Origin of the sequence: Streptomyces sp. NPDC058308 (assembly GCF_042880275.1) — a bacterium.
Classification (GTDB): domain Bacteria; phylum Actinomycetota; class Actinomycetes; order Streptomycetales; family Streptomycetaceae; genus Streptomyces.
Window position 1 is genome coordinate 13,261 of record NZ_JBHVZA010000036.1, and the last position, 14,047, is coordinate 27,307.

Sequence of the window (14,047 nt, forward strand, 5' to 3'; positions counted from 1 at the left end):
GAACTTCGTACCCGAACACCAAAAAAGTCGTTCTCCGACCCTATCGCGCCAGGGGCGTCGCTCCGTACCGCATTCCCCTTGGCCGCCGCAGGAGTTGTCCGAAGTGATTGTACGGACCGCATACGAATGAGTACGCTCCGTACCCCATGCGACCCATTCCGTCCGGCAATCTCCCCCTGGAGCTGAACGCCTTCGTCGGGCGCGGCACCGAACTCGCCGAGCTGGCCACGGCGTTGGAGGCCGGTCGGCTCGTCACCGTGACCGGGGTCGGCGGGGTCGGGAAGTCGCGTCTGGCCGCGCGGGCCGCGGCCCGGAGCGGACTGCCCGACGGCGCCTGGCTGGTGGACCTCACGGCGCTGCGGGACCCGGGCCTCCTGGAACACGCGGTCGCCGAGGCCCTGGAGCTGACCGACCACACGAAGCGGCCGCCGCGCCAGGTCCTGCTCGGACACCTCGCGGAGCGGGAACTGCTCCTGGTCGTCGACGGCTTCGAGCACCTGGTCGACGCCTGCGCCTCGCTGGTGCGCGACCTCCTTACGCACTCCCCCGGGCTGCGGGTGCTCGCGGTGGGACGCAGGCCCCTGGAGATCGAGGGTGAGCGGCTCTTCCCGCTCGCGCCGATGCCGGGGCCGGACGCGGCGGCGCTCTTCGCCGACCGGGCGACGGCCGGGCTGCCCGGTTTCGCCGTCGACGAGGGCAACCGCGCGGACGTCATGGAGCTGTGCCGTCGCCTGGAGGGGATTCCGCTCGCCGTGGAGCTGGCCGCGGGCCGGCTGCGGGCCCTCTCCCCCGCGCAGCTGCTCACCAGGCTCGACGACCGGTTCCGGCTGCTGACCGGTTCCCGGCGCGACGTACTGCCGCGCCATCAGACGCTGCGGACGGCCATCGGCTGGAGCCACGAGCTGTGCACACCGCGGGAGCGGCTGCTGTGGGCGCGCCTCTCGGTGTTCGCCGGGCAGTTCGACCTGGAGGCCGTCGAGTACATCTGCGCCGGGGACGGACTGCACGCCGAGGACGTGTTGGACGTACTCGATGAGCTCCTCGCGCAGTCCGTCGCGATCCGTGAGGAGTGGCCCGCGGGCGTGCGCTACCGCATGCTCGACACGGTCAGGGCGTACGGCGGCGACTGGCTGGAGGCCGCGGAGGAGAGCGCGCGGCTGCGGCGCAGGCACCGCGACTGGTACATGGGGCTCGCCACCTGGTGCGAGCTGGACTGGTTCTCGCCGCGCCAGGCGCAGGTCGCCGCCCTCGTCGACGCCGAACTCCCCAACCTGCGGGCCGCGTTGGAGTTCTGCCTGACCGAGCCGGGCGAGGCCCATCTGGGGCAGCACCTCGCCGGCACGCTGTGGTTCTGCTGGGTAGGGTGTGGGCGGCTCGCGGAGGGCAGGCACTGGCTGGACCGGGCTCTGGAGCTCGACGGCGGCCACGACGACTCGCGGCTCAAGGCGCTGTGGGTGCTCGGCTACGTGGCCGTGCTGCAGGGCGACACGGTCGCCGCGCTCGCCGCGCTGCACGAGTGCCGCGACGGGGCGGAGCGCTCGGGCAGCGCCGTCGCCGCGGCGTACGCGGAGCACCGGATCGGCTGTCTGGCCCTGGTCACGGACGATCTGCCGCGCGCGGAGACGCTGCTGCGCTCCGCCCTCGCGCAGTACCGGACGATCGGCGAGCTGAACAGCAATGTCCTGATGGGGCAGATCGAGCTCGCCATGACGCTGGCCTTCCGCGGCGAGCTCGCCGGCGCGGTGGAGCTCTGCGAGCACGTGCGCCTGGTCTGTGAGGACCACGGCGAGCGCTGGGCCCTCGCGTACGCCCTCTATGTCCTCGGCTACGCGGCCTGGACGCGCGGTGAGGCGGAGAAGGCGCGGGAACTGCTCGCCGAGTCGCTGGATCTCGACCACCGCTTCCACGATCTGCTCGGCACGGTGCTCTCCATCGAGCTGCTCGCGCTGTTCACCGTGACGGAGGGCGATCCCGCGGAGGCCGCGGTGCTGCAGGGCGCCGCGGACGGCATCTGGACCTCGGTGGGGCTGCCGCTGTTCGGTTCGGTGCACTTCGGCGGGCCGCGCGTGCTGTGCGAGGAGCGGGCCCGCGAGGCGCTCGGCGACGAGCGGTACGAGGAGCACGTGCGGGCCGGCGCGGGGCTCGACCTGGACGCGGCGGTGGCCAGAGCACTGCGCACGGGCCCCGGAAACGACCGAACCCGCCGCCTGCCCCGCCGGGAAGGGCGGGGAGGCGACGGGCTGAAGCAGGGTGAGCTACGTCCGGGTCAGCGGGCGTAGTACTCGACGACGAGCTGCTCGTCGCAGATCACGGGGATCTCCTTGCGGTTCGGGTCGCGGTCCAGGCGGAAGGCCAGGGCCTTCAGGTTCACCTGGAGGTAGCGCGGGGTCTCGCCGTCGGGGGCGAAGCCACCCTCACGCGCGACCTGGAACAGCGGCTTCTCGCGGCTGCGCTCGCGGACCATCACGACGTCGTCGGGACGGACGCGGTACGACGGCTTGTCGACCTTGCCGCCGTTGACCTCGATGTGGCCGTGCACGACCATCTGGCGGGCCTGGTAGATCGTGCGGGCGATGCCCGAACGCAGAACCAGGGCGTCGAGACGACGCTCCAGCTCGATGACCAGGGCCTCACCGGTCTTGAGCTGCGTCTTGGACGCACGCTCGTAGGCACGGACGAGCTGGCGCTCGGAGAGGTCGTACTGCGCACGCAGGCGCTGCTTCTCGAGCAGACGGACCTTGTAGTCCGAGTTCTGCTTGCGCCCACGGCCGTGCTCGCCCGGCGGGTAGGGGCGGGCCTCGAAGTACTTGACGGCCTTCGGGGTCAGCGCGATGCCGAGGGCACGCGACTTCTTGACCTTGGGGCGGGACTGGTTCGGCATGAACCAACCTCTCTGTTCATTGTGAAATCGGCTTCACCAGTGGTTAGGGGAGGTCGCAATCCGCAGCCTGGGAAACCCGGCTCGTCCTGATGGACGGGCCCGGCAGCCGCTCCCTGGTCTGGGCACAATGTGCAGCACGCGAGTGGCCCACCGACCGATTCCCGGGGCTCCGAGGTGGTGGTGGGCTGCCCGCGACACCTTCAACGGTGCGCGACGCTCCTGGATCCCCCTTGCCTCGCGGCGGTGGGGCTCCGGCTGGATGTCCCGTTCTGGTGGTGCCGGTACGAGACCGGACACGGGACGCAGCACTCCGGGCAACTATACCGGGTGCGGCGAGATGCCTCAGCCCTCGGGCTGCTCGCCCTTGAGGCGGGCGCGGACGCGGTCGACCACGTCGGCGTACCGCGCCTCGGCGCCGTATCTCGTGGGCTGGTAGTAGCGCTTGCCCTCGATGGTGTCCGGGGCGTACTGCTGGGCGGCGATACCGCCCGGGACGTCGTGCGGATACACGTACCCCTGGGCGTGGCCGAGCTTGGCCGCGCCCTTGTAGTGGCCGTCGCGCAGGTGGGGCGGGACGGGGCCGGCGAGACCGCCGCGGACGTCGGCCTGGGCCTGCTGGATGGCGATCGTCGCGGCGTTCGACTTCGGGGCCAGGGCGAGTGCGATCGTGGCGTGGCTGAGGGTGAGCGCGGCCTCGGGGAAGCCGATCATGGCGACGGCCTGGGCGGCGGCGACCGCGGTCGGCAGGGCCGTGGGGTCGGCGAGGCCGATGTCCTCGCTGGCGGAGATCATCAGGCGCCGGGCGATGAAGCGGGGGTCCTCGCCCGCCTCGATCATGCGGGCCAGATAGTGGAGGGCCGCGTCCACGTCCGAGCCGCGGATGGACTTGATGAGGGCGCTCGCCACGTCGTAGTGCTGGTCGCCGTCGCGGTCGTACTTCACAGCGGCCCGGTCGACCGACTCCTCCAGGGTCTGGAGGGTGATCTCCCGCTCGCCCTGGGCGAGGGCCGAGCCCGCGCCCGCCTCCAGGGCGGTGAGCGCGCGCCGGGCGTCGCCGCCCGCGATGCGCAGCAGATGCTCCTCGGCCTCCTCGGGCAGCTCGACCGCGCCGCCCAGGCCCCGCTCGTCGGTGAGCGCCCGGCGCAGCAGGCCGCGCAGGTCGTCGTCGGTGAGCGGTTCAAGAGTGAGCAGCAGGGAGCGCGAGAGCAGCGGGGAGATGATCGAGAAGTACGGGTTCTCCGTGGTCGCCGCGATCAGCGTGACCCAGCGGTTCTCCACGGCGGGCAGCAAGGAGTCCTGCTGGGCCTTGCTGAAGCGGTGGATCTCGTCGAGGAAGAGGACGGTCTCCTTGCCGTGACCGCCCATCGCCCTGCGGGCCCCGTCGATGACGGCGCGCACTTCCTTCACGCCCGCGGTGATCGCGGAGAGCTCGACGAAGCGCTTGTTCGTGGCCTTGGACACGACGTACGCGAGAGTGGTCTTGCCGATGCCTGGCGGGCCCCACAGGAACACCGAGGAGGGCCCGGCGGGTCCTCCCCCGCCCTCGCCCACCAGGCGGCGCAGGGGTGAGCCCGGCTTCAGCAGATGCTGCTGGCCGACGACTTCGTCGAGGGTGCGCGGGCGCATCCGGACGGCCAGGGGACTACTGGACGGGTCCTTCTCCTGGCGGTCTTCGGCTGCGGCGGTGAACAGGTCGGGCTCCACGTCAAGAACCCTATGTCACCCCACTGACAATCCCTCCGGGGCCCGGTCAGGCCCAGAGGTCGGCACCCCAGCGCGTGAGGATCAGCATCGCGATGACGCCGATGTGCATCACGGGCAGGGCCCAGGTGAAGTCGGTCAGGAAGCTCTTGACCCAGCCCGGCGCGGGCAGGAAACCGGCCCGGATGTTGAAGGACGTGACGTACCAGAAGATCAGGAGCGTGGCGACCCAGGCCAGGCAGCACCAGAGGCAGAGCGCGTTGATGTGGTAGAGCGACTGGATCATCAGCCAGGTGCAGAACCCGACGCCGAAGAGCGCGCCCGCGTTGAACGTCAGCCAGTACCAGCGCGGGAAGCGGGCCCGGCCCAGCAGGCTCATGCCGACGCAGATCACGATGCCGTAGGCGACCAGGCCCAGCATCGGGTTGGGGAAGCCGAACGCCTCCGCCTGCTCGCTCTTCATGATGCTGCCGCAGGCGACGACGGGGTTGATGCTGCAGCCGGGCTGGAAGTCCGGGTCCTTCAGGAGCTCGAACTTGTCGAGCGTGATGATCCAGGAGGCGAGCAGACCGGCCGCTCCCGTGATCACCAGAAGCAGGGCGAGCGCACGACTGCCGCCGACGGTACCGGGAGCGTCCGCGCGGTCCCGTTCGTCCGTGGCGTCGTCCTTCGCTGACATCGTTTTGCTCATCACGCCGTTCCGTCGCTTAGTGGGGCCGCGGGCACGCATATTGTGCCGCACCCATGCGGGTGTCCACCGTTCGATGGACATAAGGAGGCACGTACGGGGGTTCCGAAGAGTTCAGTCCGCGGGGAGTCTCGACGGCATGACAGCGCGCGCGTACGAGCCGGCCGACGGCGACGACTCCGACATCTGGAACCGGACCTTCCGACTCTGGGATGCGTACTTCACCGTGGTGTGGCTGGCCACCCTCGTGTTCGTCCTCGGCACCGCTTCCCCCGGATGGCCCGTCCGCCTCGCCGCCGCCGCGCTGCTCCTGCTGCTCGCCCCTTGGTACGTCGTCCTCGGACGCCCGGTCCTGATGAACGAAGGCGTCGACGAACGACGGGCCCGCCGCTGCATCGCGGGCACGATCCTGCTCTTCCTTCCTCCGGGGGTACTGGTCGGCGAGACCCGGCTGATGACCTTCGCGCTCATCCCGATGTGCTTCATCGCGCTGCGGACGCGGCCCGCGCTGGTCGCGGTCGTCGTCCTCAACCTCGTGCCGGTGGCAGGCTGGGCGGTGCTGTGGCGCCCCTCGGCGCAGGACGTCTTCTACAACTCGGTGTTCGCCACGGTCACCCTGGTCTTCTCGGTGGCCGTCGGCGTCTGGACCCTGCGGGTCATCGAGCAGAGCACGGAACGCGCCCGGCTCATCGCCCAGTTGGAGGACAGCCGTGAGGAAGTCGCCCGGCTCTGCGCGGAGCGCGGTGCGCTGGCCGAACGCGAGCGGATGTCCCGGGAGATCCACGACACCCTCGCCCAGGGGTTCGCCAGCGTCCTGGTGCTTGTACAGGCCGTCGACGCGGAGCTGGCGCGGGACGTGCCCGCGGCCCGCCGCCACCTCGACCTGATGGAGGTCACCGCTCGGCAGAGCCTCGCCGAGGCACGGGCCCTGGTCTCCGGTGGCGGTCCCGCGGACCTGGACGGCGCCCCGCTGCCGGCCGCGTTGCGCCGCCTCGCCGCCCGGCACGACGCCGACGTCACCGTCACCGTCACCGGCGACGTACGCCCGCTGCCGCCGGGCCTTGAGGTGGTCGCCCTGCGCTCCTGCCAGGAAGCGCTCGCCAACGTACGCAAACACGCCGGGCCCGGTGCCTGCGCCACCGTCACCCTCGCGTACGCGCCCGGCACGCTCGGCCTCTCGGTACGCGACACCGGGTGCGGCTTCGATCCCCGCGGGCCCCACCGGGGATACGGTCTGCGCGGGCTGCGGGCGCGGGCCGCCGAGGTCCGCGGCACCGCCGAAGTGGTGAGCGGCCCCGGCGAGGGCGCCACCGTCACCGTCCTGCTCCCTCTTCCCGAATGGAGCCGGGCGTGATCCGCATCGTGATCGCCGACGACCACCCCGTCGTGCGCGAGGGGCTGCGCGCCATGCTGAGCGCCGAGGCGGACCTCGATGTTGTCGCGGAGGCTTCGAGCGGCCCGCACGCGGAGGCCCTGGCGGCCGAACTGCGGCCCGACATCGTCCTGATGGACCTGCGCATGCCCGGCGGGGCCGGCGTCGACTCCATCGAGCGGATGGCGGCCGCGGAGCTGCCGTGCCGGGTCATCGTGCTCACGACGTACGAGAGCGACCGCGACATCCTGCGCGCCGTCGAGGCGGGCGCGGCCGGCTACCTGCTCAAGGACCTGGCCCGCGGTGAACTGGCCGACGCGGTGCGGGCCGCCGCGCGGGGCGAGACCGTCCTCGCGCCGTCCGTGGCCGCCCGGCTCATGGACCAACTGCGGACCCGTCCGGAGCGGCCCCGGTTGTCGGCGCGCGAGACGGCGGTGCTCCGGCTCGTCGCCGAGGGCTGTACGAACGCGGAGGTCGGGCGTCGGCTGTACGTCGCGGAGTCGACGGTGAAGACGCATCTGCTGCGCGCGTTCGGGAAGTTGGGGGTCGACGACAGGACCGCGGCGGTGACGAGTGCTCTGCGCCTCGGCCTCCTGGACTGAGCCCCGCCCCCGGAGCGAGATCGCGGGGCCCCGGAGCGAGGTCGCAGGGCTCTGCCCCGGACCCCGCTCCTCAAGCGCCGGAGGGGCTCTACTTGCCCAGCTTGGCCCGCAGCACCGCCACGATCTCGTCCACCGCGACCGCCTCCTGCTCCCCGGACTCCATGTCCTTGAGCTGGACGACGCCCTCGGCGAGATCACGCTCACCGGCGACGACGGTGAAGCGCGCGCCGCTGCGGTTGGCGTTCTTCATCGCGCCCTTGAGGCCCTTCCCGCCGAACGAGAAGTCCGCCGCGACCCCGGCCTTGCGCAGCTCCGTCACCTTGGCGAAGAGGACCCGGCGCGCCTCGTCGCCGAGCGGCACCGCGAACACGCTGGTGGCCGAGGGCAGTTCGAGCTCGACGCCCTCCGCCTCCAGGGCGAGCACCGTGCGGTCCACACCGAGCGCCCAGCCGACGGAGGGCAGCGAGGGGCCGCCGATCATCTCGGACAGGCCGTCGTAGCGGCCGCCGCCGCCCACCGCGGACTGCGAGCCGAGGCCGTCGTGGACGAACTCGAAGGTCGTGCGGGTGTAGTAGTCCAGGCCGCGGACCAGCTTCTCGTCGTCCTCGAAGGCGACGCCCGCCGCGGTGATCAGCTCGCGGACCTGCTCGTGGTACGCCTTGCACGCCTCGCAGAGGTAGTCGCGCAGCGAGGGGGCGCCCACCAGCTGCTTCTGGACGTCGGCGCGCTTGTCGTCGAGAACCCGCAGCGGGTTGATGTCGATACGTCGACGTGTCTCCTCGTCCAGGTCGAGCCCGCGCAGGAAGTCCTGCAGCGCGGCCCGGTAGACAGGACGGCACTCCTTGTCACCGAGGGAGTTGAGCAGGATGCGGAAGTTCCGCAGGCCGAGGGCGCGGTACGCCTGGTCGGCCAGGATGATCAGCTCGGCGTCGAGCGCCGGGTCCTCGGCGCCGATCGCCTCGGCGCCGACCTGGGAGAAGTGCCTGTAGCGGCCCTTCTGGGGGCGCTCGTAGCGGTAGTACGAGCCCGAGTACCAGAGCTTGACCGGGAGGTTGCCGGCCTTGTGGAGGTTGCCCTCGAGCGCGGCGCGCAGTACGGAGGCGGTGCCTTCGGGGCGCAGCGCGAGTTCGTCGCCGCCCTTGGTGGTGAAGGCGTACATCTCCTTGGTGACGATGTCGGTGGACTCACCGACACCGCGCGCGAAGAGCTCGACGTTCTCGAAGCCGGGCGTCTCGATGTAGCCGTATCCGGAGTTGCGCAGCGGCGCGGCGATCGCCTCGCGCACCGCGAGGAACTTCGCGGAGTCCGGCGGAAGCAGGTCGTACGTGCCCTTGGGGGCCTTGAAGGTGCTCACGGAAATTCTCTCGTCACATTCCTCGTCGCGGGGCGGACGTCTCGTCCGCCCTGTGGCCTCGACGGACAGCGGCCACCTGCCGCAGATACGGGTTGGTGGCGCGCTCCTGGCCGATGGTTGTCTGGGGGCCGTGGCCGGACAGCACCACGGTCGAGTCGTCGAGCGGCAGGCACACGCGGCCCAGCGACTCGAGGATCTCGGTGTGGCTGCCGCCGGGCAGGTCGGTACGTCCGATGGAGCCGGCGAAGAGCAGATCGCCCGAGAAGAACACCGAGGGGATCTCCTCGGTCTCGGGCATCTGGAAGGTCACCGACCCCTTCGTATGGCCCGGCGCGTGCGCGACGGAGAAGTCGAGGCCCGCCAGCCTCAGACCGGCGCCGTCGGTCAGCTCCCGCATGTCGTCGGGCTCCCCCACCGTCAGCTCGCCCATCAGCGGCATCCCGATCGAGCGGCCGAGGGCCTTCTCGGGGTCGCTCATCATGTACCGGTCAGAGGGGTGGATCCACGCGGGCACGTCGTGCGCTCCGCACACCGGGACGACCGAGGCGACGTGGTCGATGTGGCCGTGCGTGAGGATGACCGCGACGGGCTTGAGCCGATGCTTCTTGAGCGCGTCCTCGACTCCCTGGGCGGCCTGGTGGCCCGGGTCGATGATCACGCACTCCTCGCCTGCGGCGGGGGCGACCAGGTAGCAGTTGGTGCCCCAGGCCCCGGCGGGGAACCCGGCAATGAGCACGATCGTCCTTCGTTCGTCGTCCGGCGGGAGGGACCGCGGTCCCCGGCGGGAGAACGCGGCAGATCAGAGCCTACCGGCGCTGCCGATTCCACAGGTAACCCATATACGGTACGGGGCACATTCAGGTGGTCCCGGAAGGGGTCCCAGGGAAAAGGGGAGAGACCCGGTGGTCAGCAACGAGCAGCGGCGGCGGCAGCTCGCCCGGGAGAAGTTCGCGCGCCAGCAGGAGCGGCGGGAGGCCGCGCGGCGCAAGGCCCGGATGCGCAACGCGGTGATCGCGGGGGCGCTCGCGGTGGTGGTCGCGGGCGGTGCGGTGTCGTACGCCGCGGGCGCCTTCGACGGCGACGGGTCGTCGAAGGACGACGCGGCCGCGCAGCCCACCAGCACGCCGAAGGACCCGTGCGGGAAAGCGGCGCCCGGCGAGGTGAAGCCCCTGAGCTTCAAGAAGGAGCCGGCGCTCGACCTCGACAGGTCCGCCGACTACACCATGAACCTGAAGACGACGTGCGGCGACATCGGTCTCGACCTGGACGCGGCGAAAGCCCCGCACACCGTCAACTCCTTCAACTTCCTTGTGAACAAGGGCTATCTCGACCACACCAAGTGCCACCGCCTCACCACCGGCGGCATCTACGTCCTGCAGTGCGGCGACCCCCAGGGCAACGGGCAGGGCGGCCCGGGCTATTCGATCCCGGACGAGAACCTGAAGGACAAGCGCCTGAAGGGGAACGTGTATCCGGCGGGCACGGTCGCCATGGCGAACCAGTACAACGCCCAGAAGAAGAAGGGCCGCAACAGCGGCGGCAGCCAGTTCTTCCTCGTCTATCAGGACAGTCAGCTGCCGCCCGACTACACACCGTTCGGGACCATTTCCGATTCCGGGATGAAGGTCCTGAAGAAGATCGCGGCCGCCGGCGAGAGCAGTGGTCGGGGCGACGGCGCACCGAACGCGACGGTCGTCGTCGACAAGGCCACCGTCACGAAATCCTGAGCCCCGGTGGGCAAACTTCAAACGCGCGGGATGCGGACAGCCGCCCCGCCGGTCGCCTATGTTGGCGGTGACGAAACTGTGGACGATGCCGGGGGCCCCAAGGCCCTGTGCAGGCATCATGTGGAGGAGGCGCTGTGAGCAGCGACCCGTGGGGCCGCGTCGACGAGACGGGGACCGTGTACGTGCGTACGGCCGACGGCGGCGAGCGAGTGGTCGGTTCGTGGCAGGCAGGATCTCCGGACGAGGCCCTCGCCTACTTCGAGCGCAAGTACGACGGTCTGGTCGTCGAGATCGGACTTCTCGAGCGCCGGGTGAAGACGACCGACCTGTCCGCCAAGGACGCCATGACCGCCGTCGACCACCTGCGGCAGCAGGTGGACGAGGCCCATGCCGTCGGCGACCTGGACGCCCTGAGCAAGCGGCTCGACAAGCTCGTGGAGAGCGTCGAGTCGCGCCGCGAGGAGCGCAAGGTCCAGAAGGCCAAGCAGTCCGACGAGGCGCGGCACGCCAAGGAGGCCCTGGTCACCGAGGCCGAGGAGCTGGCCCAGAGTGAGCAGTGGCGGGCGGCCGGCGAGCGGCTGCGGGCCCTGGTGGACACCTGGAAGGGTCTGCCGCGCCTGGACCGCAAGTCGGACGACGAACTGTGGCACCGCTTCTCGCACGCCCGCTCGGCGTTCTCCAAGCGGCGCAAGGCGCACTTCGCGTCCCTCGACGCCCAGCGCGAGGAGGCCCGCAAGACCAAGGAGAAGCTGGTCGGCGAGGCCGAGGCGCTGTCGAGCTCGACGGACTGGGGCCCGACGGCCGCGCGCTACCGCGACCTGATGACCGACTGGAAGGCCGCGGGCCGCGCCCAGCGCGAGCACGAGGACGACCTGTGGAACCGCTTCCGCGGCGCCCAGGACGTCTTCTTCGCGGCGCGCAGCGCGGTCTTCGCGGAGCGCGACGCGGAGCAGGGCGAGAACCTCAAGCTCAAGGAGGAGCTGGCCGACGAGGCCGAGAAGCTCGTCCCGGTGACGGATCTGAAGGCGGCCCGTGCCGCGTTCCGCTCCATCAACGAGCGTTGGGAGGCCATCGGCCACGTCCCGCGTGACGCCCGCCCGAAGGTCGAGGGCCGGATGCACGCCGTGGAGCGGGCGCTGCAGGAGTCCGAGGAGGCCGAGTGGCGCCGGACGAACCCGGAGGCACGCGCGCGTGCCGCGGGTCTCACCGGTCAGCTGCAGGCGGCCGTGGACAAGCTGCGCGGCCAGATCGAGACGGCGCGCTCCGCGGGCAACAACGCCAAGGCCGACAAGCTCCAGAAGGAGCTGGACGGCCGTCAGGCGCTGCTCGACCAGGCGGTCAAGGGCCTGCACGAGTTCGGCGGCTGAGTTTTCCGTCTTCTACGTAGAGGGGCTCCCGTACATCGCGTACGGGAGCCCCTCTACGTAGTGCGGTGCTGTCGTGGTGTGGTCCTACGGCCTGCGGGTCGACGTCACCCGGTACACGTCGTACACGCCTTCCACTCCCCTGACCGCCTTGAGGACGTGCCCCAGGTGCTTGGGGTCGCCCATCTCGAAGGTGAAGCGGGAGGTGGCGACGCGGTCGCGGGAGGTCTGCACGGCCGCCGACAGGATGTTCACGTGCTGGTCCGAGAGGATGCGCGTGACGTCGGAGAGCAGCCGCGAGCGGTCCAGGGCCTCGACCTGGATGGCCACGAGGAAGACCGAGGACTGGGTGGGCGCCCACTCGACCTCGAGGATGCGCTCGGGCTCGCGCGAGAGCGAGTCCACGTTGACGCAGTCGCTGCGGTGGACCGATACGCCGCTGCCACGGGTGACGAAGCCGATGATGGGGTCACCGGGGACGGGCGTGCAGCAGCGGGCCAGCTTGACCCACACGTCCTCGACGCCCTTGACCACGACGCCCGGGTCGGCGTTGGAACGCCGCTTGCTGCGCCCGCGTGAGGGCGGCGCGCTCTCGGCGATGTCCTCGTTGGCCGCCTCCTCGCCGCCGAGGGCCTGGACGAGCTTCTGCACGACGGACTGCGCGGTGACGTGGCCCTCGCCGATCGCCGCGTACAGCGACGAGATGTCGGGGTAGCGCATCTCGTGCGCGAGGGTGACCAGGGAGTCGCCGGTGAGGATGCGCTGGATCGGCAGGTTCTGCTTGCGCATGGCGCGCGCGATGGCGTCCTTGCCCTGCTCGATCGCCTCGTCGCGGCGCTCCTTGGAGAACCACGCGCGGATCTTGTTGCGCGCCCGCGGCGACTTGACGAAGCCGAGCCAGTCGCGGGACGGGCCCGCGCCCGCGGCCTTGGAGGTGAAGACCTCCACCAAGTCGCCGTTGTCCAGGGTCGATTCGAGCGGGACGAGACGGCCGTTGACCCTCGCCCCTATGGTGCGGTGGCCGACCTCGGTGTGCACCGCGTACGAGAAGTCGACGGGGGTGGCGCCCGCAGGGAGCGCTATGACGTCGCCCTTCGGCGTGAACACGAAGACCTCGTTGCGCGAGAGGTCGAAGCGCAGCGACTCCAGGAACTCGCTGGGGTCCTCGGTCTCCTTCTGCCAGTCGAGCAACTGGCGCAGCCACGCCATGTCGTTGAGGTGGTCGTCCTTGCCGCCGGCCTTGCGCGGTACGTCGGTGCGCACCTTGGAGGCACCGGCGACGGCCTCCTGCTTGTACTTCCAGTGCGCCGCGATGCCGTACTCGGCGCGGCGGTGCATGTCGAAGGTGCGGATCTGCAGCTCGACGGGCTTGCCGTTGGGGCCGATGACCGTCGTGTGCAGCGACTGGTACATGTTGAACTTCGGCATCGCGATGTAGTCCTTGAACCGGCCGGGGACCGGGTTCCATCGCGCGTGGACGGTGCCGAGCGCGGCGTAACAGTCGCGCACGGTGTCGACAAGTACCCGAATACCCACCAGGTCGTAGATCTCGGCGAAGTCGCGGCCTCGCACGATCATCTTCTGGTAGACGCTGTAGTAGTGCTTCGGGCGCCCGGTGACGGTGGCCTTGATGCGGGCGGCGCGCAGGTCGGCCTGGACCTCGTCGGTCACTATGGCCAGGTACTCGTCGCGCTTGGGCGCCCGCTCGGCCACGAGCCGCACGATCTCGTCGTACATCTTGGGGTAGAGGATCGCGAAGGCGAGGTCCTCCAGCTCCCACTTGATGGTGTTCATGCCCAGGCGGTGCGCCAGCGGAGCGTAGATCTCCAGGGTCTCGCGGGCCTTCTTCTCCTGCTTCTCCCGCTTGAGGTACCGCATCGTGCGCATGTTGTGCAGGCGGTCGGCGAGCTTGATGACCAGGACGCGGGGGTCCTTGGCCATGGCGACGACCATCTTGCGCACGGTCTCGGCCTGCGCGGCCTCGCCGAACTTGACCTTGTCCAGCTTGGTGACGCCGTCGACGAGCAGGGCGACCTGGTCGCCGAAGTCGCGCTTGAGGGTGTCAAGGCCGTACTCGGTGTCCTCGACGGTGTCGTGCAGGAGCCCGGCCATCAGGGTGGCCGGATCCATGCCGAGCTCGGCGAGGATCGTCGTCACGGCGAGCGGGTGCGTGATGTACGGGTCGCCGCTCTTGCGCTTCTGCCCGCGGTGCCAGCGCTCGGCGACCTGATAGGCCCGCTCGATCTGGCGCAGCGTGGCCGTCTCGATCTTGGGGTCGTGGGGGGGGGGGGGGGGAGGGCACACCGCACAGGCCGGCGGGGTAGGGGGGGGGGGGGGGGGGGCCCGCCCCGGGCGGCC

Annotated in this window: 10 protein-coding genes and 1 pseudogene; 5 read left to right on the plus strand and 6 right to left on the minus strand. The window is 70.7% G+C overall.

The window, feature by feature from the left end; all coding sequences use genetic code 11:
* Positions 1-146: 146 nt before the first annotated feature.
* Positions 147-2,279 carry an ATP-binding protein gene (locus ACFVYL_RS33250; RefSeq protein ID WP_389722623.1) on the plus strand — a complete coding sequence of 711 codons (2,133 nt, stop codon included), beginning with the start codon at positions 147-149 and terminating at the stop codon, positions 2,277-2,279.
* Here ACFVYL_RS33250 and rpsD read toward each other — a convergent pair.
* The 3 genes from rpsD to ACFVYL_RS33265 form a co-directional block, all read right to left on the minus strand.
* Positions 2,267-2,881, minus strand: coding sequence for a 30S ribosomal protein S4 (gene rpsD / locus ACFVYL_RS33255; RefSeq protein WP_055563995.1), 615 nt, complete (start codon positions 2,879-2,881; stop codon positions 2,267-2,269). The two genes, ACFVYL_RS33250 and rpsD, sit on opposite strands and share 13 nt — an antisense overlap.
* Before the next feature lie 342 nt (positions 2,882-3,223).
* On the minus strand, positions 3,224-4,585 hold the full coding sequence (locus tag ACFVYL_RS33260; protein ID WP_389722625.1) for a replication-associated recombination protein A: 1,362 nt from the start codon (positions 4,583-4,585) through the stop codon (positions 3,224-3,226).
* Positions 4,586-4,631: 46 nt separating this feature from the next.
* Positions 4,632-5,273, minus strand: coding sequence for a vitamin K epoxide reductase family protein (locus ACFVYL_RS33265; RefSeq protein WP_389722627.1), 642 nt, complete (start codon positions 5,271-5,273; stop codon positions 4,632-4,634).
* 136 nt (positions 5,274-5,409) lie between these two features.
* Here ACFVYL_RS33265 and ACFVYL_RS33270 point away from each other — a divergent pair, with 136 nt between their 5' ends.
* Entirely contained in the window at positions 5,410-6,624 is a 1,215-nt protein-coding gene (locus tag ACFVYL_RS33270; RefSeq protein ID WP_389722629.1) for a sensor histidine kinase, read from the plus strand.
* On the plus strand, positions 6,621-7,244 hold the full coding sequence (locus tag ACFVYL_RS33275) for a response regulator (RefSeq protein WP_389722631.1): 624 nt from the start codon (positions 6,621-6,623) through the stop codon (positions 7,242-7,244). The genes ACFVYL_RS33270 and ACFVYL_RS33275 overlap by 4 nt, the downstream gene beginning before the upstream one ends.
* Before the next feature lie 88 nt (positions 7,245-7,332).
* On the opposite strand, the gene hisS is transcribed toward ACFVYL_RS33275, so the two are convergent.
* Positions 7,333-8,598 (minus strand): histidine--tRNA ligase, encoded by a 1,266-nt coding sequence (gene hisS / locus ACFVYL_RS33280; RefSeq protein WP_389722633.1) that lies wholly within the window; start codon positions 8,596-8,598, stop codon positions 7,333-7,335.
* A gap of 13 nt (positions 8,599-8,611) precedes the next feature.
* Complete coding sequence (locus ACFVYL_RS33285; protein WP_389722635.1) at positions 8,612-9,334, minus strand: MBL fold metallo-hydrolase; 723 nt, start codon at positions 9,332-9,334, stop codon at positions 8,612-8,614.
* Positions 9,335-9,500: 166 nt separating this feature from the next.
* Here ACFVYL_RS33285 and ACFVYL_RS33290 point away from each other — a divergent pair, with 166 nt between their 5' ends.
* Together ACFVYL_RS33290 and ACFVYL_RS33295 are read left to right on the plus strand one after the other, a co-directional pair.
* Positions 9,501-10,325, plus strand: a complete 825-nt coding sequence (locus ACFVYL_RS33290) for a peptidylprolyl isomerase (protein WP_389722637.1) — start codon at positions 9,501-9,503, stop codon at positions 10,323-10,325.
* A gap of 134 nt (positions 10,326-10,459) precedes the next feature.
* The gene (locus ACFVYL_RS33295) at positions 10,460-11,692 is read left to right on the plus strand and encodes a DUF349 domain-containing protein (RefSeq protein WP_389722639.1); all 1,233 of its coding nucleotides are present in this window, start codon (positions 10,460-10,462) and stop codon (positions 11,690-11,692) included.
* An 84-nt stretch (positions 11,693-11,776) separates the two neighbouring features.
* Here the strand turns inward: ACFVYL_RS33295 and ACFVYL_RS33300 are convergent.
* Positions 11,777-13,969 (minus strand): annotated as a pseudogene (locus tag ACFVYL_RS33300) (RelA/SpoT family protein); the annotation flags it as partial.
* Between the last annotated feature and the right edge of the window lie 78 nt (positions 13,970-14,047).